This is a genomic window from Nocardia arthritidis, from assembly GCF_011801145.1.
GTDB classification, from domain to species: Bacteria; Actinomycetota; Actinomycetes; order Mycobacteriales; family Mycobacteriaceae; genus Nocardia; species Nocardia arthritidis_A.
In genome coordinates, this window is the sequence record NZ_CP046172.1 from 3829553 (window position 1) to 3853249 (window position 23697).

General features: G+C 65.7%; 19 protein-coding genes. 16 read left to right on the top strand and 3 right to left on the bottom strand.

What is annotated here, in order from left to right; translation table 11 throughout:
- Positions 1-75: 75 nt before the first annotated feature.
- From F5544_RS17255 to F5544_RS17315, 13 genes are all read left to right on the top strand, one after another.
- Complete coding sequence (locus F5544_RS17255) at positions 76-1053, top strand: sugar-binding transcriptional regulator (protein ID WP_167474137.1); 978 nt, start codon at positions 76-78, stop codon at positions 1051-1053.
- 439 nt (positions 1054-1492) lie between these two features.
- Positions 1493-3619: a fatty acyl-AMP ligase gene (locus tag F5544_RS17260; RefSeq protein ID WP_238847292.1), complete on the top strand. Its 2127-nt coding sequence runs from the start codon at positions 1493-1495 to the stop codon at positions 3617-3619.
- 1 nt (position 3620) lies between these two features.
- On the top strand, positions 3621-4664 hold the full coding sequence (locus F5544_RS17265; protein WP_167474139.1) for a 3-oxoacyl-[acyl-carrier-protein] synthase III C-terminal domain-containing protein: 1044 nt from the start codon (positions 3621-3623) through the stop codon (positions 4662-4664).
- Between the two features lie 21 nt (positions 4665-4685).
- Entirely contained in the window at positions 4686-7307 is a 2622-nt protein-coding gene (locus tag F5544_RS17270; RefSeq protein WP_167474140.1) for an aminotransferase class III-fold pyridoxal phosphate-dependent enzyme, read from the top strand.
- A 60-nt stretch (positions 7308-7367) separates the two neighbouring features.
- Positions 7368-8471, top strand: a complete 1104-nt coding sequence (locus tag F5544_RS17275) for an acyl-CoA dehydrogenase family protein (RefSeq protein WP_238847293.1) — start codon at positions 7368-7370, stop codon at positions 8469-8471.
- Between the two features lie 34 nt (positions 8472-8505).
- Entirely contained in the window at positions 8506-9981 is a 1476-nt protein-coding gene (locus tag F5544_RS17280) for an FAD/NAD(P)-binding protein (RefSeq protein WP_167474142.1), read from the top strand.
- Positions 9978-11561: a DHA2 family efflux MFS transporter permease subunit gene (locus F5544_RS17285; RefSeq protein WP_167474143.1), complete on the top strand. Its 1584-nt coding sequence runs from the start codon at positions 9978-9980 to the stop codon at positions 11559-11561. The genes F5544_RS17280 and F5544_RS17285 overlap by 4 nt, the downstream gene beginning before the upstream one ends.
- Before the next feature lie 3 nt (positions 11562-11564).
- Positions 11565-12659 (top strand): DUF3419 family protein, encoded by a 1095-nt coding sequence (locus F5544_RS17290; protein ID WP_167474144.1) that lies wholly within the window; start codon positions 11565-11567, stop codon positions 12657-12659.
- A 17-nt stretch (positions 12660-12676) separates the two neighbouring features.
- Positions 12677-13072 (top strand): hypothetical protein, encoded by a 396-nt coding sequence (locus tag F5544_RS17295; RefSeq protein WP_167471234.1) that lies wholly within the window; start codon positions 12677-12679, stop codon positions 13070-13072.
- A gap of 23 nt (positions 13073-13095) precedes the next feature.
- Positions 13096-14028, top strand: a complete 933-nt coding sequence (locus F5544_RS17300; RefSeq protein ID WP_167474145.1) for an SGNH/GDSL hydrolase family protein — start codon at positions 13096-13098, stop codon at positions 14026-14028.
- The gene (locus F5544_RS17305) at positions 14025-15287 is read left to right on the top strand and encodes an acyltransferase family protein (protein WP_167474146.1); all 1263 of its coding nucleotides are present in this window, start codon (positions 14025-14027) and stop codon (positions 15285-15287) included. Before F5544_RS17300 ends, F5544_RS17305 begins: the two co-directional genes overlap by 4 nt.
- A 53-nt stretch (positions 15288-15340) precedes the next feature.
- Positions 15341-16207, top strand: a complete 867-nt coding sequence (locus tag F5544_RS17310; RefSeq protein ID WP_167474147.1) for an alpha/beta fold hydrolase — start codon at positions 15341-15343, stop codon at positions 16205-16207.
- A 19-nt stretch (positions 16208-16226) separates the two neighbouring features.
- Entirely contained in the window at positions 16227-16853 is a 627-nt protein-coding gene (locus tag F5544_RS17315) for a TetR/AcrR family transcriptional regulator (protein WP_238847294.1), read from the top strand.
- On the opposite strand, the gene F5544_RS17320 is transcribed toward F5544_RS17315, so the two are convergent.
- The 3 genes from F5544_RS17320 to F5544_RS17330 all read right to left on the bottom strand — a co-directional run bounded on the left by F5544_RS17320 (position 16850) and on the right by F5544_RS17330 (position 20868).
- Positions 16850-18667, bottom strand: a complete 1818-nt coding sequence (locus tag F5544_RS17320) for an ArnT family glycosyltransferase (RefSeq protein ID WP_167474149.1) — start codon at positions 18665-18667, stop codon at positions 16850-16852. The genes F5544_RS17315 and F5544_RS17320 overlap by 4 nt on opposite strands.
- Before the next feature lie 123 nt (positions 18668-18790).
- The gene (locus F5544_RS17325) at positions 18791-19558 is read right to left on the bottom strand and encodes an ESX secretion-associated protein EspG (protein WP_167474150.1); all 768 of its coding nucleotides are present in this window, start codon (positions 19556-19558) and stop codon (positions 18791-18793) included.
- Entirely contained in the window at positions 19555-20868 is a 1314-nt protein-coding gene (locus F5544_RS17330; protein WP_167474151.1) for a hypothetical protein, read from the bottom strand. Before F5544_RS17330 ends, F5544_RS17325 begins: the two co-directional genes overlap by 4 nt.
- 312 nt (positions 20869-21180) lie before the next feature.
- Here F5544_RS17330 and F5544_RS17335 point away from each other — a divergent pair, with 312 nt between their 5' ends.
- The 3 genes from F5544_RS17335 to F5544_RS17345 all read left to right on the top strand — a co-directional run bounded on the left by F5544_RS17335 (position 21181) and on the right by F5544_RS17345 (position 23664).
- Positions 21181-21516: a hypothetical protein gene (locus F5544_RS17335; RefSeq protein WP_167474152.1), complete on the top strand. Its 336-nt coding sequence runs from the start codon at positions 21181-21183 to the stop codon at positions 21514-21516.
- Positions 21513-22787: a WXG100 family type VII secretion target gene (locus tag F5544_RS17340; protein WP_167474153.1), complete on the top strand. Its 1275-nt coding sequence runs from the start codon at positions 21513-21515 to the stop codon at positions 22785-22787. The genes F5544_RS17335 and F5544_RS17340 overlap by 4 nt, the downstream gene beginning before the upstream one ends.
- A 196-nt stretch (positions 22788-22983) precedes the next feature.
- Complete coding sequence (locus F5544_RS17345) at positions 22984-23664, top strand: sensor domain-containing protein (protein ID WP_167474154.1); 681 nt, start codon at positions 22984-22986, stop codon at positions 23662-23664.
- Positions 23665-23697 lie beyond the last annotated feature (33 nt).

Sequence of the window (23697 nt, forward strand, 5' to 3'; positions counted from 1 at the left end):
AATGATGGTGCGACGGAACAGGTTTGGTTGTGCTACCCTAACTGGGCGCCGCATGAGCAGGCGCCTGGTACAAGGATGATCGTGACGCCCTACTCGCCGCTGCCTCAGGTCTCCGACGAGGTGCGACTCGCACTGCGCGCCGCGGAGCTCTACCACCTGGAGGGCGCCACCCGGGCGGAGATCGCCGCCAAGCTGGGAGTTTCCCGCCCTACCGCGGGTCGGCTCATCGCGCATGCCAAGGCGCACGGCATGGTGCGCGTCGAAATCGGCGTCACAAACGCGTGGCATTCGGCCGTGCACACCCCGCTCGAACACGCGTTGGAGGCGCGATTCGGGCTGGTCGAGGCGGTTGTGCTCGGCGAATCGGGCGGTGACGAATCGCCCGGTGACCAGGCGCTGGGCCACGCGGCCGCGGCGCTGCTGGTGCGGCGACTGCGGCGCACCGACACACTGGGCTACACCTGGGGGCCGGAGACGGTCGCGCTCGCGAAGGCGATCCGCGCGCGGACCGCCCGCTGTGCGGCGGTTGTGCAATTGAACGGGGCGATGACCTCCGCCGAATATCGGACCGGAGCCGACTACATCCTCGGACGCTGCGCCACCCTATTGCAGGCGCGGCCCGTGTCGCTACCGGCCCCGCTGTACGCCGACGTGGGCGTGCTGACCGCGGATTACCTTGTAAGCCAAGCTCTTTCGATCGGTACCGCGGCGGACATCATGGTGTTCGGCACCGGGCCGGTCGGCCCGGCGAGCACCCTGTGCACCGGCGGTTATCTCGATGCCGCGGCGCTCGACGAGCTGCGCGCGGCGGAAGCGGTCGGGGAGATCGGCGGCAGGTTCTTCCGGATCGACGGTTCGCAGGTCGGCGGTGCGCTGTCCGCCCGCACGATCGGGGTATCGCTGGCCGCGGTGCGGGACTGCCGGACCTCGGTGCTGGTCTCCGGTGGCGTGGCCAAGCATGAGGCCGTTCTCGGTGCGCTGAACGGCGGGCTGGCCAAGGTGCTCGTCACCGATGTCGAATGCGCACGGTGGTTGTCGGCGCAGCCGCGCTGAGTTATTCACACTGTTTCGGGAATTTCGATAACGGGTAGTAATAATTTGCTACTCCGTCGTTCGTGAAAAATACGAAAATCAGCGGCGAAAGTCTGTTCTGTGTGCTGTGTGAGCTGGGCGACTCGCCTCGACATCATCGTTTCATCATTGCTGAATCTATTGCGCATCAACATAACTCGTGTTCATCGGCGGCAGGTCGAGGCGGGTGGGTCGCGCGCGCCTCGTGCGGAGCCCTGCGACGCAGGCCAGTTAACATGGATGTCATATAAGCGTATTTCAATTCCATTTGGTTGCGTCCGCTTCATCGGTCGATTAATGTCGATTTCAGTTCCGCTCGAGACTTGTAATACGAGCTGTGGTCACACTGTCGTGACACGGCATTCTGCGTAATACGGCGTATCGATCGTGCGGAGGCTTCTTTACTGTGTCGAGGTGTTTCGTGCGAGATCCATCAGTACCTCCCACCCTGCCCGCAATTCATAATTTCGCAGAACTGTTGCGTGCGCGGTCGGAGGATAAGGGCGAGCAGCGTGCATTCGTATTCTTGAATGCCGAAGGTGAGCCGGAGCAAATGCTCACCTATGGGGAGCTCCAGTGGCGCGCGTGCGCCGTCGCCGAGCGGCTCCGCGATCGGGTATCTCCAGGTGATAGGGCACTTTTGCTGCATCCGCCCGGGTTGGAGTATGTGGTCTCCTTTTTCGGCTGCCTGTATGCCGGAGTGATCGCGGTACCGCTTTATCCGGTACAGCGGAATAAGCTGGGGCAGGTCGAGGCGATAGCCGAGGATTGCGCCGCCGCGGTAATTATGACCACCCCGGCGGTGGCCGCCGAAATGGCTACGCAGACTGCGGGATCGCCGTTGGGCGAGCTGCCGGTGATCGCGGTGGATATGCTGTCCGATCCCTCGGAGCCGACGAACTCTGCGCAAATCGCCGAGCCGACCGCGCCCGACGCGGATGCGCGAATTGCCTACCTGCAGTACACCTCCGGGTCGACCTCGACGCCCAAGGGCGTGATCGTCACCCATCGGATGCTCGCCCACCAGTGCGCCGAGCTGGTGGCGGGCTGGGGTGTCGGCGACGACGCGGTGGTGGTCTCGTGGCTGCCGCACTTCCACGACTTCGGGCAGCTCAGTGGTGTGCTGCTGCCGGTGTACGCCGGTATCGAGGCGGTGCTGATGGCGCCGTCCACCTTCGTCAAGCAACCGATCCGCTGGCTGGCCGCCGTCACCGAGTATCGGGGAACGCATTGCGGCGCACCGAATTTCGCGTACGACCTATGTGTCGACCGGACCACGCCGCAGCAACGGTTCGGGCTCGATCTGAGCAGCTGGCAACTGGTGTGCAACGGTGCGGAGCCGGTGCGCAAGGCCACCCTGGACCGCTTCCAGCGCATGTTCGAGCCGTACGGACTTTCGGCGACCGCGCTGTCGCCCGGTTACGGGCTGGCGGAGGCCACCCTCAAGGTCGCCTCCAGCGCACCTGACAGCGCGTATACCGCCACCGCGTTCGACGAGTCCGCGCTCGGCCTGCGCCGGGTGGTACCGGGCAGCGGACCGGACGCCACCGAACTGGTCGGCTGCGGCCGACCGGTGCTGTGGACCGAAATCGCGATCGTGGCACCGGAATCCGGGCTTCAGGTGGGTGCGAACGAGGTGGGCGAGATCTGGGTGTCCGGGCCCAGCACCGCGCCCGGCTACTGGGACCGCCCCGAGGACACCGAACGCACCTTCCGCGCCCGCATCACCGGCGCCGACGATGACAAAACCTGGTTGCGGACCGGTGACCTGGGCTTCGAGTACGAGGGCGAGCTGTACATCTGCGGCCGGGTGAAAAACCTGATGATCGTCAACGGCGTGAACTACTACCTGGAGGACATCGAGTCCACGGTGGTGAACAGCGACACCTCGCTCAGCGCTGGCGCGGTGATCGCCTTCGCGGTCGAGCAGGACGGTGTGGAGGGCTTGGTGCTGGTCGCGGAATATCGCGCGGGCGGTGATCCCGCGCCCGCGGACCTGGTCACCACCGTGCACGACGCGGTGGCCCGACGCCACGCGCTCGCGCCTGCGGTGATCGTCTTCATCGAATCCGGCACGATACCGCGCACCACAAGCGGCAAACTGCGCCGACAGCAGTGCAGGGCCGACTTCCGAGCCGGGCGGCTCGCGGAGATCCATCGTTGGGAAGGCATTGTTACCGTGACTGAAACCGCTGCGGCACAGGAGAATTCGTCCCCGCAGCTGGTGTCGATGTTCGAGCTGGTTCGTGCCGGGCTGCTTGTCCAGATCGCCGACTGGATCACCCGCAATCTCGGCCCCGACGCGCCGCGGCTGGACCAGACCCGTTCGCTGGCCGAGCACGGACTCGGCTCGGTGCACCAGATGAACCTGCACGAGGCGCTGGAAACCTGGTCAGGCAAGCGTTTTCCACCCGAACTGATGTGGGACGCCGAGACAGTCGAGGAGATGACCGGTCTGATCGCCGCGCACATCGTGCCGGGCGGGTCCGATACCTCCGACGAAATTGTAAGGGCCACAGAAGATCCCACCGGCGTAGGAGTGAACTGAGATGAGACTGCGCTCGGTGGCGGCGGGCCTGCCGTCCCGCGTCGTCGGCAATACCGACATCACGGAGCTGATCGCGGCGCACAGCACCGGCTGTTTCGACGGTGATCTCGACGCCGCGCTGCGCACCGTCGACTACTACCTGCGATATGCCGGATCGGAGCGACGACGCTGGCTCGACGCGGGAGAGCGTCCGATAGACCTGCTCCGCAAGGCCGCGAATTCGGCACTGGCCCAAGCGGATCTGTCGGTGGACCAGATCGACCTGCTCATTTACACCGGTATCGGTCGCGGGTTCATCGAGCCGGGCGGCGCCTATCATTCGGCTGCCGCGATCGGCCTGCGCAACGCGCACTGCTTCGACGTCCTCGACGCCTGCATGAGCTGGACCAGGGCGGTGCAGATCACCGAATCACTGTTCCGCACAGGGCAATTCCGGCACGCGATGATCGTCAACGCGGAGTTCAACCTGCGTGCGGGCGGAGTGGTGTTCCCGCACCTGTTCCGCATCGAACGGCTGGCGGCGCTGGAATCGACCTTCCCCGCGTACACCCTGGGCGAGGCGGCCACCGCTACGGTGCTCTCCGCGGAGGACAACGAGCCGTGGGAGTTCCGGTTCATCTCCCGCCCGGACCTCGCGCCGTTGTGCAACGTCACCCTGGACGGCTACGACGGTTATTGCGACCCCTCGGATAAGTTGGCCCGCAACGGGGTCGGCATCTTCACCTCCTTCGGCTTCGAGATGCACGAGGCGGGCGCCGGCGAGGCGCTGGCGGTGTTCGAACAGCTCGCACCGCCGACCGACGAGGTGGCGGCCCTGTTCACCCACGCGTCGAGCAAGCGCTACTGGCAGACGATGGCCGACAAGGTCGGACTCGGCTCGGTGATCCAGCACATCTACCACGAGACGGGCAACGTGGTCTCGGCGTCGGTGCCCGCGGCCATCGCGTCGGCGCTGGCCGCGGGTCGGCTGCAGACCGGGCGGCGTGCGGTCGGCTGGGTGGGCAGTGCGGGAATGTCCTTCGGCGCCTTCAGTTTCGTCATCTGACCAGTCACCCGGAGCCGAATCATGTTGAAACATCTGGCCAAGGCGGCCACGTTCACGGCGCTCGGCGCTGCCGAGTACTCCCTTGCCGCGCTGCGCGAGCGGGGGAACAGGTCTCGCGACCAGCGGCGGGCCGACGCCATCCTGGAATTCCTGGTCCGCATGGGGCCCATCTACATCAAGATGGGCCAGATCGCGGCCACCCGCTCGGATCTACTGCCGCCCGAATGGGTGAACACGTTGCGGGCGCTGCAGGACCGGACTCCGCATATGCCGCCGGAGCGCACCCGCAGGGCGATCGAGCGGGAATTGGGTGGGCCGATCGAAAAGACTTTCCGCACAATTGATCTCACTCCGGTGGCCAGCGCATCGGTGGCGCAGGTGCATATCGCCGAGCTGTGCGACGGACGCAAGGTCGCGGTGAAGCTGGTCAAGGACGCGGTGCCCGAGCAGATCGACGAAAGCCTCGGAGCCATCGGAAATCTGCTGCGTCTGGCGCACCGTGCGACGCCGCGGATCCGGGAACTGGAGCTGCCCAAGCGATTCGACGAGGTTGCTCGGCTGCTGCGGCCGCAGGCCGACATGACCCATGAGGCCACCCAGCAGCGGCGGATATACGCCAACTTTCGATCGCATCCGTACGTGCGGGTTCCCGCGGTGCTGCCCGAGCTGGTGACGGCCCGGATGCTGGTCATGGAGTACATGGACGGCATACCCGGAAAGCATTCGGACACGGTCGGATTCCCGCCCGAACGGCTGGCCCAGCGGCTGCAGGATGTCATCTACACGATGCTGTACATGCACGGGCTCAGCCACGGCGACCCGCATCCGGGCAACATCATGTTCGGCCCGGAGGGTGAGCTGATCCTGCTCGACTACGGCGTGACCGTCGAGCTGAGCGAGGACGAGAAATGGGGGCTGTCCTCGTTCTACTACGCCTGCACCCGCAAGGAATGGGATATCGCGATCGACCGGTTCACCCGGTACTTCGTGCTCGCGGGGCCGGAGCTGGAGCGCAACCGTGCCGAGTACGACGCGAAGATGGCCGAGGTACTGCGCTACCACTTCGACGTCAGCTCCAACCGCTGGTCCACCGTCGCCTACTTCAACGACGTCAGTGCCGTTCTGCGTCAGTACAATTCGCAGTACACCACCAACTTCACCAAGGTGGAGCTGGTGTTCCTTTCCTGTGAGGGGTTCGCCTCGCAGATAAACCCGGGCATCGACATCTGGGCCAACGCGCGGAAATTCACCGATCGGTACTCGCCGTACATGAACGCGGAGGTCGAACGGCGGTTCGCCGAGAGCTTCGCCCAGCAGATGCCGACCTCGCTGAAGATGCGCGACCGAGCCCGCGACACCCTCGTCGCCCCAACACATATCGACCGCTACTTCTTTCCGAGCGGATTCCCCGTCTTCGTCAAGGAGGCGGTCGGTGGCATGGTCCGCGATTTCGACGGCAACGAATATATCGATCTGTCAGGGGGATACGGGCCGCACCTGCTCGGCTACGCCCATCCGGCGATCAATGCCGCGATCGCCGACGGCGTGGCACGCGGCCTGGTGAACGGTATCGGCAATCCGGCCGAGATCGAACTGGCCGAACTCCTGGTCGACGCGTTCCCCTCGGCCGACAAAGCGCTGCTGTGCAATTCGGGCACCGAGGCCATCCAGATCGCCATCCGGATGTGCCGTGGTCTGCGGCGGCGCACCAAGGTGGCCAAGTTCGAGGGTCACTATCACGGGTTCTCCGATCAGGGCATGGTGAGTTCCTGGTTCCGGTTCTCCGGCGACCGCGACGAGCCGAAACCCGTTGCGGGATCGCTGGGTGTCGCTCCGGGCACGGTGGAAAGCACCATGGTGCTGCAATACGGCGACCGGGCCGGATTGGCCCGGCTGCGCGCGCACGCGGACGAATTGGCCTGCGTGATCCTGGAGCCGATGCCCACCTCGGTGGTCACGCTGAAACTGGAGTTCCTCGCCGAATTACGGACGCTGTGCACCGAACTCGGCATTCCGCTGATCTTCGACGAGGTGGTCAGCGGATTCCGGGTGGCGTACGGCGGGGTGCAGGTGCTCGCCGACATCCACCCGGATCTGACCTGCCTCGGCAAGGTGATCGGCGGCGGGCTGCCGTGCGGTGCGGTGGTCGGCGCGGCCCAGCTCATCGACATGGCCAAGAGTTCACAGGACCCGTTCTACGACTACGAGAACAAGGTTTTCGCCGGCGGCACGCTCAGCGGCAACTCGCTGACCTGCGCCGCGGGACTGGCCGCCCTGCGCCATCTCGGTTCGCACCAGGAGATATACACCCGACTGGAGGACAACACCCAGCGGCTGGCCGCGATGATGCGCGAGGCGGCGCACCGGCGAGATATCGCGTGCCGGATCAACGCGCGCAACTCCGTGTTCTCGCTGAACTTCAGCCACCGCGAGGCGGGGCTGTACCGAGAACGCATGGCCGGCAGCAACTTCAAGGCCACCATCGCCCTGGCCTACTACATGCGCAAGCACCAGGTGTACCTGCCGGAGCTGCACAGCTTCCTGATCAGCGCCGCCCACACGAGCGAGGACCTCGACCAGGTCGCGCATGCCTTCGAGAAGAGCCTCGACGAGATGCTCGCCGACCAACTGTTCGTCATCTGACCCGGCCACATATCGCGGGGGACCAACATTTCCGAAACTTCGGAGGACGCAATGCAATTCATGACACGAGAACGCGAAACCGCGGAACGGTTCCTGCCCGGCCTCGACGCCGAGCTGCGGGAGACGCCGCTGGATGTGCTGGAATCGACCGAGAGCCCGGGACTTTCGATCTTCAAGAAAACCGGCGGCACCGGGCTGCTGATCGGCGCGGAATCCGGTGGGCTCGGCGCCTCGCTGCTCGACGCCGCGCGCATCCACCGGCTGATCGGCAGCTATTCGCCATCGCTGGCCATCGCGGTGAACATGCACTCGTGCACGGTGGCCGCCATCCCGCCCGGCCCGGCCTCGGAAATGCTGCTCGGCATGGTCGCGCAGGGCGGGCTGTATCTGGCTTCGGCCTTCGCCGAGGGGATTCCGGGCGCCAGCGTGATCGCGCCGACGCTGAGCGGTTCCCGAATCGACGGCGGCTGGCGGCTCAACGGCAGCAAAAAGCCGTGCAGCCTGTCGAATTCGATGGACATCCTGACCGCGAGCGTGCTGCTGCGCCCGGACGGCGCGGACGAGGACGAGTTGGCGCTCGCCGTGATCCCGGCCGGCACACCGGGTATCGAGGTGCGCCCGCTCGACAGCGCGAACCGGATCTTTCCCGGCTCGGAGACCAACGAGGTGGTGCTCACCGACGTCGACATCACGGCGGATTCCGTGTCGTTCTTCGGCAAGACCGACACGCTGAACGCGGCGCTGTCGGCGGCCTGGCTCACCTTCGAACTGCTGGTGTCCGCATGCTATCTCGGCATGGTCAGCGGGCTCGTCGAACAGGTGCTCGACCAGCGTCGCGGCGGTGCCGCGGACCGGATGCTGCTGGTCGGCGAGCTGGAGACGGCGATGGCGGCGATCGAAGCTGTCGCCCTCGAAATCGGTTCGGGCGCGGCCGAATCCGGCACGGTGGGCCGGGTGCTGCACCTGCGGTTCGCGGTGCAGCGCACCATCGAACGCACCTCGGCCCTCGCCACCGAACTGCTCGGCGGCGTCGCCTTCATGGTGGGCTCGAGCGCGCTGCGGTACACCGCATGCCGCGGGCTGGCCTTCCACCCGCCGTCGCGGATGAACATCGCCGAGCCGCTGGACCGCTTCGTCGCGGGCGAGCCGCTGATCGTCACCTAGATCCGCAACCGGCAGTACAGAATTCGAGGTTCTCATGACAACCGTCGCCGTGGCTGCGGTCATCGTCCAGATCGGGCGCGGGCCGACCGGGACGGCGTTGGCGAGGCAGTTGCTCCCGACCTTGCCGCCGGGCACCCGATACGTGGTGATAGACCGCGACCCGGGCGCACCGCACCTGCCGTTCGGCACGCCCGAGCCGACCCATCTGCTCAACACCCGAGCGGCGAAATCCAGCCTGAATCTCGGTGATACCGAGGAATTTCAGCGCTGGCTCACCGCGTTGGCCGCGGCGACCGGGGGCTCGGTGCCCGAATTCCCGGCCCGCGCCCTGTTCGGCCGCTACGTGCGGGATATGTTCGATCAAGCGGTGCGGCAGGCGGTTTCGGCCGGCGTCGAGGTGGATGTGGTATCCGACGACGCGGTCGGGATCGAGCAGTTCGGTACGCGTTGGCAGATACGCTGTCGCAGCGGGCGGATTTTCGGCGCCGACCGAGTCGTCGTCTGTACCGGCATGCTGCCGCAGTCGGATCCGTATCCCGGAATAGCCGGGCACGAGGGATATTTCGATGATCCGTGGCGGCTGCCGTCGCTGCCGGAGCACGCCGCGGTCGCGGTGCTCGGCACCCGGCTGACCGCCATCGACACCCTGCTCACGCTGACCGCGCGCGGGCATACCGGACCGGTGCTGTTGGCCTCGCGGACGGGGCGGCTACCGCGGCTGCGTGGACCGGAAACCGTTGCGCCGGTGCCGAATGTGGAGCTGTGCATGCGGCGGGCCGCCGATTCCGGCACGCTGCGGCTCGCCGATTTCGGGCGGGCGCTGATGGCCGATATCGAGGCCGCGTCGGCCGCCCCGCCGGACTGGTCACAGGTGCGCGGCGGGCCGACCACCCGCGCGCAATTGGCCGCCGAGCTGGCCGAGGTCGAGGCGGGCGCCGAACGCGGCTGGCAGCAGGTGGTCAACGGTGCGTCGCCGCTGCTGCTGCCCGCGTGGCAGCTGCTCGCCGCCGCGGACCGGGCGGAGTTCTTCGCAGAATGGCTCACCCCACTGCTCGTGCACGGCGCGCCCATTCCGGCGGTCACCGCGCGCCGGGTACTCGCCGAGCTGGATGCGCGACGACTGCGGGTGCTGGGTGGATTGCACGAAATACGGTGCTGTGATGGCCGATTCGAGGTACACACCGCGGATCGGGTGGACGTGGTGGATGTGGTGATCAATGCCACCGGCGCGGGCACCGACGAGGCGGCGCTGCGCCGGGAACCGATGCTGGCGGGCCTGCTCGACTCCGGCCTGCTGACGCCGCATCCGCAGGGCGGGGTGCGCATCGACGTCAGCACCTTCGAACCGTTGGATGCCGGTGGCGCGCCGGTGCGGGGGCTCCATGTGGCGGGCGATCTCGTGCGCGGCGCGGTGCTCGTCACCAACGACGTGATCGCGCTGTCGTTCCAGGCCACGCTCGTCGCCACCGCGATGAGCGCGAAAACTGAAGCAGGGGTGAATATTTCATGACGACAACGACGACGGCCCGAGCCAAGGGGCCGGTGCTGGCGGTGCTGTGCCTGTGCGTCATCGCGATCTACATGGACGCGATGATCGTCAATTTGGCGCTGCCCAGCCTGGTGAGTGCCCTGGGATCGAGTACCAGCGGGCTGCAGTGGATCGTCGATGCCTACGCGCTCACCTTCGCCGCGCTGGTGCTGGCCGCGGGCAGCCTGGGTGACCGATTCGGCCGGCGGACAACGCTTTTGGCCGGATTGGCGGTGTTCACCGTCGCCACCGGGGCAGGTGCGCTGTGCACATCGACCGGACAGCTGATCGCGGCGCGCACGGTGATGGGGCTCGGCGCGGCACTGATCTACCCGTCGACGCTGTCGATCCTGACGAACGTATTCACGGAGCGCAAGGAACGTGCGGCGGCCATCGGCGTCTGGGGCGCGGTGTCGGGTATCGGCGTGGTGCTCGGGCCGATCCTGGGCGGCCTGCTGCTCGATCACTTCTGGTGGGGCAGCGTATTCGTGGTCGTCGTGCCGGTCGGAGTGCTCTGTGTCCTGTTGACGGTGCTGGTGGTGCCGAATTCACGGGACCCGCGGACACCCCGACTGGATCTGCCCGGCCTCATCGCGTCGACCACCGCGATCGGGTTGCTCGTCTACACCATTATCGAGGCGCCGGACCGCGGTTGGTCGGGCGCCGCCAGCCTGCTCGGATTCGCTGGTGCGGCAGTGCTTTTGGCGGTACTGGTGTGGCGGGAGCTGAACACCGAGCATCCGATGATCGACGTCCGGCTGTTCGGCAACCTGCGCTTCTCGGCGGCCTGCGGCACCATCACCATCACGTTCTTCACCCTGAACGGCTTCACCTTCCTGGTGACGCAGTACTTCCAGTTTCTGAAGGCATACACCCCGCTTGGCGCGGGTGTGCGGCTGATCCCGGTCGCGGTGGCCATCATCATCGGCTCGGTGCTCGGCGGCAAATTCGTTACGCGCGTCGGCACTCGGGCGGTGGTGACGACGGGCCTGGTGCTGATGGGCATCGCGTACGCCTGGTTCTCCGCGGACGGCATCGACACCGCCTACGGCGTGATCGCGGGCCAGATGGCGCTGATCGGGTTGGGGATCGGCGCGGTGGCGGTGCCCGCCACCGAGGCGATCATGAGCGTCGTACCCGCCGCGAAGGCCGGCATCGGCTCGGCGATGAACGACGCGACAAGGCTTTTCGGCGGCACGCTCGGCATCGCGGTGGTCGGCAGCGTGCACCATTCGCTCTACACCGGGCGGCTCGGCGAAGGCAGCGTCCCCGGTGTGCCCGCCGGGGTGCTCGAGCACAGCCGGGATTCCGTCGGCGCGGCACTGCAGGCGGCGGCCGCCCTGGCCGCACGCGGTCAAGAGACGGTGGGTTCCGCGCTGCGGGACGCGGCGCAGCAGGCGTTCCTGCACGGCTTCGAGGTGGCCTGCCTGGTGGTGACCGGCATCTGCGCGGCAGCCGCCCTCGCGGCGGGCGCACTGCTGCCCACCCAACCGCCCGAAGATCCGAATTCCGAACCGGCCGAACCGGATACCGCGACAGCGTCTCCCATTAAGGATTTGTAGAAGATGAAAACTGCTGAGCCACAGGATCGTTGGTTGCTGTACAGCACCTGTGACGAGGATTCCCGCTCGGAGATGCGGGCCTTGGAGATCGGCGCGAACGACGATGTGCTCGCGGTGACCGGCAGCGGTTGCCGGGCGCTGAGTCTGATGGTGAACAACCCGCGCACGGTCACCGCGGTGGACAGCTCGGCGGGGCAGACCTATCTGTTGGAGCTGAAACTCGCCGCCATCCGGCATTTCTCGTACGACACGCTGCTGGCCTTCCTCGGCGTCGACCCGTCGAACGAACGATGGCGACTGTTCGACGAGTTATCGCAGCGGCTTTCGCCCGGATGTGTCGCGTATTTCACCCGCTACCGGAAGGCGATCGAAAAGGGTGTGCTGACGCAGGGACGGCACGAGCAGCTGTACGTGCGGGTGGTCGCGCCCGTCATGCGGCTGCTGTACGGGTCGGCGATGCGCGAGATCTTCACCGCCGCCGATCTGGAGCACCAGCGCCGGATCTACCGGACCAAGGTGGACGGCCGATTGTGGCGGGCCATGGTGCGCAACGGTTTTTCCGAACGCACGCTGAAGTTGGTGCTCAACGACGACTCCTACCGGGTTGTCACCGATGTTCAGGATTGCGGCGGGTATGTGCTGGAACGGTTGGATCATATATTCACCAATCACCTTGCCAGGAACAATGATTGGCTGTCCTTCATGTTCCACGGCGGCTATCCGGATCGGGAAGTGCTGCCGCACTACCTGTTACGTGACAACGTCGCGGTGATCCGGTCGGCGCGGACGGAAATGAACATCGTCCGAGGTGATCTGATGCAGCGGCTGCGCGCGCTGCCGGACGGTGCGATCGACAAGTTTTCGCTGTCCGACGTAACCAGCTGCATCGACCGGGAGCAATTCGCGGTGATGATGAAAGAGGTTGTGCGTGTGGCCCGCAAGGACGCGCGGATCGTCTACCGCAACTTCCTGTCCCGGCATCGCCCGGCCGCCGGCTTGCTCGACGTGCTCACCCGCGACGACGCGCTGTGCGATCAGCTGTACCACGACGACTACGCCTTCGTCTATCAGTTCGAAGTGTTCACCGTAGACGCCTGAGATCGAAGGGAAAACCCGTGCCCGAGAACAGGATACGGATCATCCGCGGCGCTGCTCTCGCTGCGGTGCTTGCCGCGGCGCTCACCACCACCGCCTGCGGCGGTGACAAATCCGATTCGCCGCCCGCGACGAAGAGCCCGGTGGTCGCTCCGATGGCGACGATCACTGTCGCGCCCGCTGTGCCTACCGAAGCGCCGCAACCGCAGCAACCCGTGCCGCCCCCGCAACAGCCGGCGCCGCCCCCGCAACAGCCTGCACCCACGCCGCCGCAACAGCCTGCACCCCAGCCGCCGCAACAGCCCGCGCCCCAGCCGCAGCCGAAACCCGCCGCGCCGCAACCGAAACCGGAGACCGCCAAACCGCAGCCGCCGACCCTGCCCGACCCCGGATTCGAACCCAAGCCCGGCTACTGACCCGGCCAGCTACGAGGAAAGTCATGACCACTTCGACACGCTTACGCGCCATCGCCGCCGCTGTCGGCTGCGCCTCGGCCGTCCTCACCGGGACCGCGCCTGCCGCGACGGCCGCCGAGGGCGGTAAATCCGTTGTCGTACTCGGTGATTCGTTCACCGCGAACGGCGATATCGCCGCCGCGCTGGAGAACGCCGCACCCAACGCCAGCCCCGATTGCTCGCACGGCGCCACATCCTGGCCCACCCAGCTGGCGAAGGGGATGGGCCTCTGGGACACACCGGATTTCGCCGACCTGTCCTGCCGAGGCGCCTCGCTGGTGAGCGGTCCCGGCTACACGCTGGCGCACGAGGCCCGCGGTGCCGATGCGGCAGGCGCGTTCGGACCGAACACCAGGGCGGTGCTCATCCAGACCGGTCTGAACGACGCCTGGGGCGATAACCAGGTCCGGTTGCGGCAGACCTTGCTCAACTGCGTGCTCGACGTGATCCGCGGCTGTGGTCCGGAGGCGGCGGCCGAGGGGCGGGCGACCGACTTCCGCGGCGTGGAGGGCGGGCTCTACACCGAGCGGATCAAGCCGGTGGTCGATTATGTGCGGTACTACGCGCCCAACGCGCGGATCATCCTGGTCGGTTATCCGGAGATGAACGCGCCCGGTCAGCGGCAGTGGTGCATCGATGTGCTCGGCGTCGGCTCGATCGTGCAGACCAGGGCCGATGCGGCGATCGAGCTGTGGGACCGAATGGATGCGGCGCAGCGGACCGCGGCCCGGACCCTCGGTGTGGAGTTCTTCGACGCCAAGGCGGTGACGGCGGGGCACGGATTGTGTTCGGCCGAGCCGTGGTTGGCCGGGATACTGGATCCGCGCAGCGATTTGATGGGGACACCGGTGCACCCGTCGGCACACGGTGACGCCGTGGTCGCCGGGGCGCTGCAGAAGCTGATCGCCGAGCGATGACCACCGAGGAGACGGTGGCGCGGACGCCGGGAACTGTTGCCGCCCAGACAGATTTGGGCGGCACGGACCGGCGCGGGCCCGCGCTGCCGTCGCTCACCGGCGCCAGATGGTGGGCCGCGTTCGCGGTATTCCTGCTGCACGCCTTGGTTTTCCTGCCGGTATACCCATTTCAGAAGTCCGAGCTGTTCCGCCGGATCCATGCGGTGCTGCCGATGCAGTTGGGCGCGGCGGGTGTGACGTTCTTCTTCGTGCTGTCCGGGTTCATCATCTACTGGTCGTTCCGGCCCGGCGATTCGGTGCGTTGGTTCTACTGGCGGCGGGTGCTGAAGATCTATCCGTCGCATCTGGTCGCGGCGCTGCTGTTCGTTGCGGCGGCGAGCGTTCCGCTGCACCGACCGGTGGTGTGGGCGCCGAACCTGCTGCTGATCCACACCTGGGTGCCGAAGTGGACGACCGTCGGCGGACTGAACGTGCCGTCCTGGTCGCTGTGCTCGGAGATGTTGTTCTACACGAGTTTTCCGCTGCTGTTGCCGCTGGTGCGGCGCATCCGCGGGGCGCGGCTGTGGTGGTGGCTCGGCGGGCTGCTCGTACTGATCCTGCTGCTGCACACCGCATACTACCTGTGGGTGCCCGGACCCAAGGGCATCGCGAATGCCTTTGCGCCGCGGCTTGTTCCGGGAGAGACCTCGCCGTACTACGAATTGCATGCCTCGCACGCGTGGTTCGCCCAATCCGATATCCCGGTCTCGCCGTCGTATTGGCTCAGCTACGACTTCCCCGCGTCGCGGCTGCCGGAGTTCTTCCTGGGGGTGCTCGCGGCCCGGCTCGTGCTCGAAGGCCATTGGCGCCGTACGGCTCTCGGATGGCCGCTGCTCGCCCTCGCGACGGCGTACGCGACCACCTGGGTGGTACCGGTGAACTACAAGATGTCGGCGCTGCTGGTGGGACCGATGACGGCGGTGGTGGCCACCATGGCCGCCCGCGATCTGGCCGGAATTCGGGGGCTGAATGCCACACCGCGCATGGTTCGGCTCGGTAATGTCTCTTATGCGTTCTATCTCGTGCAGTTTCCCGTCATGGTGTTGATTACTCGAATCTTTATAGGCGGCAAGCAGTTCGGCTTCTTCGGTTGGTTCGGATGGGCGGTGCTGAGTCTGATCGTCTCGGTGCTCGCGGGCGCCGCCGTCTACTACTGGGTGGACGATCCGCTTATGCGGCGGTTCGCCGGCCGGCGTCGCCGAGCCGGGGGGCCGCGGTAGATCCGGATCCGTAATCGACAGCAGGACAACGACATATCGCCAAGGAGGAAAGTGTGGAGCTCAGCAGCTCGCTCGGCGGGCAACACGAAGTAGAGCTATCCGGTGGCCGGATTCGTTACTACGACACCGGATCCGGTGCGCCCGTCGTCTTCGTGCACGGCCTGCTCGTGAATGCCAACCTGTGGCGCAAGATGGTGCCCGCCATCGCCGCGGCCGGACACCGGTGCCTGAGCCCGGACTGGCCGCTGGGCGCACACCGGATCCCGGTGCCGCGAGCGGATCTGACGCCTACCGGGCTCGCCGACATGATGGCGGAGTTCCTCGCCGCGCTCGACCTGGACGATGTCACCATCGTCGCCAACGACACCGGTGGTGCGATCACGCAGGTATTGTTGAGCCGCAACAGGAATCGGATCGGCCGGGTGGTGCTCGCCTCGGTGGACTGCTACGAGCGGTTCCTGCCGCCACCGTTCAACATGCTGCCCCCGGTGGCCCGGATTCCCGGCTCGCTGCGCCCGGTGACCGAACTGCTGCGGATCAGGGCGCTGCACCCGCTGCCGATCGCGCTCGGCTGGGTCGCGAAACACCCGGTGCCACATGACATCATCGATACCTACCTGATGCCCAGCCGCGAGTCGGGTGCTATCCGGCACGACCTGCGCCGGTTCTTGAAGACAGCGAACCGGAAATACACGCTGGCTGCGGCCGAGCATTTCCCCGAGATCGATCTGCCCGTCCTGCTGGCGTGGGCGCGCGAGGACAAGCTGTTCCCGGTCCGGCTCCCGGAACGTCTTGTCCGCGAATTGCCCAACGCCACATTGAAATTCATCGATGACTCGTACACCGCGAGCCCCGAGGACCAGCCTGATTTGCTGACCGAGCTGATTCTGGAGTTCACTCGTTCACATGCAAAGCCGTAGTCAGGAAGACCGTTCCCGAGTGACCCGGACGGCGTTGGAGCAAGCTGGCAGAACGCTTTTCGCCGAACAGGGTTTCCTCGCCGTATCCACGGACGAGATCGTGGCCGCCGCGGGGGTGACCCGCGGCGCGCTCAACTATCACTACGGTGACAAACGCGGACTGTTCCTGGCTGTGCTCGAGCGTATGGAACGCGAGAATTCGGCCGAGATCCAGGCGGCCATAGCCACCGTCGCCGATCCGGGAGATCTGGTCGAAACCGTCGATGTGGGGCTGCGGGTATTTCTGGAAATCTGCCAGCGCCCCGACATGGTGCAGATCGCGCTGTCCGACGCGCCGGGGGTGCTCGGTTGGCAGGCGTGGCGGGAGTTCGAGGCCAGGCATGGGCTCGGTCTGATCACCGCACAGCTCGAGCAGGCGCAAGCCGCGGGATTGCTGGTCGACATGCCGATCTCCATGCTGGCGAAACTACTGCTGAGCGCGATCACCGAGGCCGGTCTGCTTGTCGCGCAAACCGATGATCGGGCGGCCGCGAGCGCCGATGCCGCCGCGACCCTGGCCGCGATCGTCCGCGGACTGTTGCGCGGCGCCGAGCCACGTCGGGCCGTCACCGATCAGCTCGCGGAACCCGGGACCGACGGCCGCTAGCGGCGCCCGCAGTAGTAGGCGAGGACGGCCGGTCCGTTGCCGCCGGGGCGAAGTTCCTTGCAGTGCTGCCGAATCCAGTGCACCCGGGAATCGTCGGCGGGGGCGATCAGAACCAGGCCGACCTGGCCGCCGGCAATCAGGCGGGCGATCTGCTCGGTGGTCGGGACGGGGGCCTCGCCGGTGAAACCGCCGATGGAGGGGATTTCGGTGCCGCTGACGGTGATGAACGGTGCGGCCAGGGCGGAGGTGTAGGTGAGCAGTGGGTAGCGCTCGGAATGGGGTTGTTTGTGCAGGTCGTTGAGGACTTTGTCGGCCGCTTTCAGCGATGAGCCGAGGAAGCCGTGGGTGACCTGGCGGGCCTGTGCCGATTCGAAGGGCGTGTCCAGTGCGCCGTCGTTGTTGACCAGCAGCGATACCGAGGCGACCGCCGGTGCGGCCAGTACCGCGGCGAGTAGGAGGGCCGTGGTCCGCCGCAACAGTGCCGCGATGCCGAGGACCAGCGCCGAAATGGTTGTTGCCCAACGTATTCCGGGTGGTGCGGGGGCGAGTAGCCACCAGGCGTACGCGATGGTGATGGCCCCGGCGAGTAGGCCGAGGCCGCGCATTCGTCGGTCGCCCGCCGCCTCGACGAACGCCGTCGCGCCCATCCCGATCAGCGCGGCCAGCGCCGGTGTGAGCGCCGCGAGGTAGTACGGGTTGACCGTGCCGATGGTCAGGAACGCCGCGATATGGATGAGCAACCAGCCGCCCCACAGCACGAGAGCGCCGGTCGCTGGATCGGTGCGCGGTCCGCGGCGAGCGCGCAGCGCGAGCGCGACCAGGCACAGCAGCGCCAGCGGTACCAGCCAGCCGATTTCCCGGCCGCCGACACCGCCGAAGATGTGGTCGAAGCGTTCGTTCGGGCCGATCACCAGTGCGGCGCGATAGCTCGTGCCGGACGCGGCGCTGGTGGCGAAACTGGCGGCGCCGACGTTGAACGAGTCGTTGGCGCGGCTGGCGGCGTTGTAGAGGAAGACCTGCTCGAACAGCGAATTATGTTGGCTGCCATCGATATACGGCCGGTGTTCGGCGGGCAGCACCTGCACCACCGTCAGCCAACTCAACGAAACCACAAGCGCCACAAGGCCGAACAGTACGGTGGCAGTAATACGCTGCCGCAGTTCGGATCTCGGCGCGGTAATGAGCACCGCGGCGGCCAGCGCCGGTATCACGAACCACGCCTGCACCATCTTCGTCTGGAACGCCAGACCGACGAACAATCCGGCGTACATCAGGTTCCTCGTGCGGCCGGACGCGATCGTCGCCGCGACCTGATCGGCGGCCAGCACGAGCAGCAGGATCAGCAGCGTATCGGAGATATTGCCGCGATTCAGCGCGACCGTCGCTGGGGTGAGCGCGGCCACCGCGGCGGTGATCAGCCCGGCCGTCGGAGTGGCGAGGCGGCGCACCGCGCGGTAGAGCACCAGGATGGTCAGCACGCCCGCGACGACCTGCGGCAGCAGATACGCCCAGGTGTGCGGGCCGAAGATACGCACCGACAGCGCCTGCACCCAGAGCGCGCCCGGCAGTTTGTCGACGCTGATCGTCGCGTCCGGATCGAAGGCGGCGAAGAAGAAGTTGTGCCAGCTCATCGACATCGATCGGACGGCCGCGGCGTAGTAGACGTGCGGGATCTGCGAGCCGATACCCCACGCGTACAGCACCGCGGCGACGGCGGCGATCGCGAGCAGTGCCGGGCGCGCCCAAGCCGGTTGGTCGTCCGGTGCGCGCCAGATCCGCCGGTATCGCGAGTGCGCCAGGACCGCGGTTGTCACGGGACAAATATCCGCACGGGCGCGGCGGGCTGTCAAAGGATTTCACTCAGGACGAACCGGCCCGGTCGCGGCGAATGTGCCGAAGGATCGCCGATGATGCTGTGCGACAACCACTTCGGCGGATCACGCGTCGATGCGGTAGTCCGGATCGTGCTCTTCGCGATAGCCCTTGATCGTGGCGTTCAGGGCGCGGTCCAGATTGTCCCGCAGACCCGCTGCCTCGGCGGGCGTGGCGCGCAGGGTGTCGCCGCTGCGAACCAGGTAGCGGCCATCCGGATAGTCCATCACGTGGAAGCCGCGCGACGGCGCGGGCCGGTTGTCCCATGCCGGGCCCGCGTAGGCGGCGATATGGACGACGTTGGTGCGCGGACGTCCGAAGAAGCGCGCGGCCTGCTCCTTGGGCGAGCGATGCCCGACCCGGTACGGCCGGTCGTCCTCCTCTTCGATATCGCGCCGGGCGACCTCGAGACCCGGACCGCTCGCGGGCGGCACGGAGGGCAGCAGCGCGATGAGCCGCGGCGCGACCTGCTCGGCGTCGATCATCGACATGCGAACCGTCCCACCGGAATCCGGTGCACCGGACGGTTCCTGAACCAGCAGCACCGCGGTGTTGCGCTGCACCGCGGCATGGGCCCGCAGCTTGTCGGGGCCGAGGAATCCGGCGACCTCGACGCGCGCCTCCGGCTGGGTGAGCACGCCGAGCGCGGAGTACAGCCAGTCGTCGAGCCGGGCGTGCAACTGCCCGGCCTCGTCCTTCCACGCCTGCTCGTATTCGGCCACCGTCTCGTGGGTCGAGCGGTACTGCAACGGATACGGCAGGATGTCGCGGTCGAAGGCGCGCCACAGCACCGTGAAGCCGAGTGGGCTGAAATCCCATTCCCGCACGCTCATTCGCCGATCACCGGCGGCACCGATTTCACGCGGCTCTTCTCGTCGAGTCCGGTGAGCTCCTCGCCGTTCTCGCGATTCACCAGGTAATCCTTCGTCTTGTGCTCTTTGTCGTCGTCGCCCTTGCCGCGGGCCGCGCCGGGCATGCCGAAACCGGACGCGCCGTTGGCGCCCGCCCGGGTGGCTGCGGCCAGGTTCGCCGGATTGGCGGCGGTGACGACCGGTGGCAAGTTGAGGCTGCTGCGCGGTGCGCCCGGGTTACCGGTATTCGGGGTGCCGGTCTTCGGGGTGCCGGGCAGGCCCGTCTTGCTCGGGTCGAACGTCGTCGGGCTCGGTGTGGTGGAGGTCGGGTTGGTGCTGGTGGGGTTGGTTTTGGTCTTCGACGGGTCGTCTGTTTTCTGAGTGTCGGTCTTGGTGGGGTCCGTATTCGTCGGGTTCGTGCCGGTCGGGTTCGTGCCGTCGGGCTTCGTGTTGTCGGGATTGGTGCCCTGGTCCTTGTCTTTGCCGTCCCCTTTGTCTTTGCCGTTCCCGTCCGGGCCGTTCTTGCCGGGGCCCGGGTCGCCGCCGGGTTTCGGCTGGTCGCCGCCGGTCTTCCGGACGACCGGGCCGACCTCCTCCTGGTGAATCGGGTTGTCCGGCTTGGGCACCAGCGGAACTCCGCTGTCGGTTTCCCGGACGGCGGGGTAGAAGACGTTCTTGATCGTGTTGACGGCGGCGTTCTGGTACTGGTCGTCGCGGTGCTGATTGATCCGCCAGGTCGGACCGGGGACCCAGCTCGCGATATTGCTCGACAGGGTGTGGTCCGGGGCCTTCTGCACATTCGGCCGGGTGAGCTCGATGCCGGATCGGATGATCTTCACCTTCTCCGACACGAGCTGGACCGAACCGAGCAGACCCTGCGCGTTCTTGACGTATTCGGTGATGCCTTCGGACGCCGCCTTGTGCGACGCGCCCTGCCACTTGTCGTCGGTGGCCTTGGCGATCGCCGGGCCGAAATCCTTCAGGCCGCTGTCGAGCCGGTCGCGCACCGATTCCCAGCGCTTATGCGTGGAGACCACCTCGTCGACCGACATGGCCTGCACCCGCTCGTACAGGTCGTGCATGGTGGACGGGTTCTTGTAGGCGTCCTCAGGCACCTTCGCCGATTGCGATTGCAGGCCGAGGCCCTCGTTCTGGATCTCCCTGATCCGGTTGCGGGCGATGGACGCGTCGGGGCTCTGATCCGGTGACACCTGCGGCGGGCCGGACTTGCGCCATTCGCTCAGTACCGAGCTGATGACCGTTATCGACGTCGGGTCGAACGGAAAGACCACCGACTATCCCCCAATCGCTCAGATCTGCACATCGCCTCGAGGTCTATGACGCACCTCGCCGCGCTTCGGTTCCATCAGATCACGTGAAGTCACCGGCTCATAGGGCGACCGGCGATAGCCGGCCGGCATGCGGTCAGGCGTTGCGGGTCGCGGTCCGTCAGCTGTCAGGGGATGTCTGGTCGATGTGCCGCTGAATCCCAAGCGACAGTGAGGGTTCGGACTCCTCGTGGGGTATCGCTGGTGATGGTGTGGTCGCTACGATGAGGCATCAGCGGCGTTGGGGTGGTCTGCCGATCAGGGGAGGAGCATCGAATGGCGATTTACAGCAAGCCGGGCGGTTGTTGTGGGGCGACCGGATTCTATTTGGACACCGAAAAGGTCGCCCAGCATGCGCGGCTCCTCGATGCGGCCGGCAGCAGCCTGACGGCTTTGGTCGGGTCAGTGGATTTCGCCAGTACCGCGAACTCTTTCGTCGGATCAGACCTGGCCGCGATCCTCGGCAACGGTGCGAACGTTCTCGATTCGGCGCTGACCAGCCATGCCGGGTTGGTGCAGTCCACCAGCGAAGGATTCGCGCGAGTGGTGAGCGAGATTTCGAAGCAGGACCAAACCAGCGCCGACGCGATCAAACAGGCAACTGCCCAGTGAAGCTGACCCGAGCGCAACTGGAAGCGGTCGATCCCAGCGCGTTACACGGGCTCGCGACACAAGTGGGAAATGTTCACGAGGAACTGACGCAGCACGCCAAAACGCACGAACAAATCTGGCACGATCTCGACGACGGCTGGCGAGGTTCGGCAGCCGACAGCGCCAGCGATAGCCTCGACAACCACATGCGGCGACTGCGAGCCAACGCCGAGGGCGTAGAACAGTTGCAAACCTCGGTCACCAGTGCGGCGGCGGACCTGAGCACCGCCAAAGCGAAAGTGCTCAGCACTGTCGCACAGCTGGAGGCCAACGGCTTCAAAGTCGGTAATGATTGGTCGATTCAGGATGTATCGGGCGCAAATGACACGGCGTGGTCGGAGAGTTTGCAAAACAACTCTGTCGCACTTCGGGGAGCGCTCGACGGGTATGAATACGCGGAGAAGCTCGCTGGGCAGAAGATCGAGGCCGCGTACAAGAATATCCAGCCCGTCGCCGCCCCCGCTCCTGGGTATGGCAATCCGGATAACTGGGACACAAAATGTCACATTACTGGCGGGTTGACGTGGGGTGACTTCACTGAAGAGCAGAAGAGGAACGCTCGAGATATTTATGCGGTAGGGCGTTGTCTCGGGATGAAGAAGGAAGAGATCCAGCTCGCGTTGATGACCGCGTTGCTCGAAAGCCACATGTACAATATCGGCGACAAGACCATAGCTGGCTCGGAAGAAAAAGCGGACGGCCGCAATGGGAAAAAGTGCATGGGTCACACCGAGGACTCGGATAAAGAAAGTGGTGCCGGAATTTTCCAGCAGCATCCGTTCGATAAAAACGGGTACTGGGGAACTGCCGACGAGATCATGGATCCGGTGCAGGCTGCAACAATGTTCTACAAAGGCCGATGTACGCCGAGTGGTGTGCTAGCCGATGGTATTTGGACTTACACCCGAGATCGTGGAATAGCTATCGACCCGTCCGCTGAAAGTCAGTATCTTTACGAGCCGAAGGAACGGAATCCGACTATCAAGATAGCGGATGGTTCTCCGAAGTCTTTACCGCCTTGGGCGATTGCACAAGCTATTCAGCGCCCTGCCATGCTGGAGCTGCATAATGGGGGCGGCCCTTATCCGAGTTATGAGGCCAACTGGGACAACGCGAAGGCCCTATACGGCAAGCTGGAGGAGGATCAGGCGCCTTTTGTCAATAACTCCGACTACTGCTCGGTACGTGCTGCGCGAGTGAACAATATCCTCCGGCAGAACACATGCGTATAATGTGGCCGAATCCCGATAAGGGTCCCGGTCAACCCGTACGCCGAAACGTGCTGTCGATTGCTGCGTCTGTGTACAACCTAAGGGGAGGGTCGTGTTCCGAATCGCTTTTCTAGTTGCAATTGTGGCTATATTATCGGGGTGTTCATCGAGCCCCGTCGCTTCGCCACCGTCGTCGAACGTATCGTCGTCGTCGACTGTGACACCTTCGTCGAGCGTAAAGCGTGATGCTGCCCTGGATGACCGGCTCGCTTCGTTCCTGCTCGACGAAGGTGAAGTCGATGCGCTGCGCACGGGTCAGGACCTGCCTGGGTTCAATCGGGACGGGGTTCGAGAATGGTTCAGTAAGAGGACTTCTGAGCCATACGATACGTTGCTTCCACCCCCAGACGTCAGAATTGTCGAGCCGGGCAAATGCGGCGATGCCGTTCGGCAGTCGTACAACTTCGATATCGCTGGCTGGACAGGGTTCGCGCGGTTCAGGCGTTTCGGGAACGAGGGGTCCAAATATGAGATATCACAGAGCGTGGCGGCTTATCCAGATATGTCCGCGGCGAAACACGCGTATGCGGGTATCGCTGATAAGGTTCGCGCGTGTGGAAACATGTCGGGAACTGTAGGGGTGAATGTCTCGGGGGGAACACCTATTGTCGGACCATTTTCCATGGAGATGCGTGATAACAATGATACCTCCCTGCGGTGGACATACATCAGTCATCGATTCTACGAAGCAAGCTCACCCCAATATTCGACGGAAGTGATGCTCGCAGTTGTCAACAATATTGTGGTGTGCACATCTGCCTCACGTTTCTCCGACTCCGAGCACCTCACCACCGCACTGATGCAGGCGCTAACCCAGCGAATTACATCGTCACGTTAGCGTCGGTCGACCCGGCGCAGCGAACGTGATGTC

Bases quoted from the DNA above. Each gene is read 5' to 3' on its own strand.
- F5544_RS17270 (WP_167474140.1), top strand. From the start codon at position 4,686: ATGTTGAAACATCTGGCCAAGGCGGCCACGTTCACGGCGCTCGGCGCT.
- F5544_RS17305 (WP_167474146.1), top strand. From the start codon at position 14,025: ATGACCACCGAGGAGACGGTGGCGCGGACGCCGGGAACTGTTGCCGCC.
- F5544_RS17335 (WP_167474152.1), top strand. From the start codon at position 21,181: ATGGCGATTTACAGCAAGCCGGGCGGTTGTTGTGGGGCGACCGGATTC.
- F5544_RS17265 (WP_167474139.1), top strand. From the start codon at position 3,621: ATGAGACTGCGCTCGGTGGCGGCGGGCCTGCCGTCCCGCGTCGTCGGC.
- F5544_RS17255 (WP_167474137.1), top strand. From the start codon at position 76: ATGATCGTGACGCCCTACTCGCCGCTGCCTCAGGTCTCCGACGAGGTG.
- F5544_RS17285 (WP_167474143.1), top strand. From the start codon at position 9,978: ATGACGACAACGACGACGGCCCGAGCCAAGGGGCCGGTGCTGGCGGTG.
- F5544_RS17275 (WP_238847293.1), top strand. From the start codon at position 7,368: ATGACACGAGAACGCGAAACCGCGGAACGGTTCCTGCCCGGCCTCGAC.
- F5544_RS17325 (WP_167474150.1), bottom strand. From the start codon at position 19,558: ATGAGCGTGCGGGAATGGGATTTCAGCCCACTCGGCTTCACGGTGCTG.
- F5544_RS17280 (WP_167474142.1), top strand. From the start codon at position 8,506: ATGACAACCGTCGCCGTGGCTGCGGTCATCGTCCAGATCGGGCGCGGG.
- F5544_RS17290 (WP_167474144.1), top strand. From the start codon at position 11,565: ATGAAAACTGCTGAGCCACAGGATCGTTGGTTGCTGTACAGCACCTGT.
- F5544_RS17300 (WP_167474145.1), top strand. From the start codon at position 13,096: ATGACCACTTCGACACGCTTACGCGCCATCGCCGCCGCTGTCGGCTGC.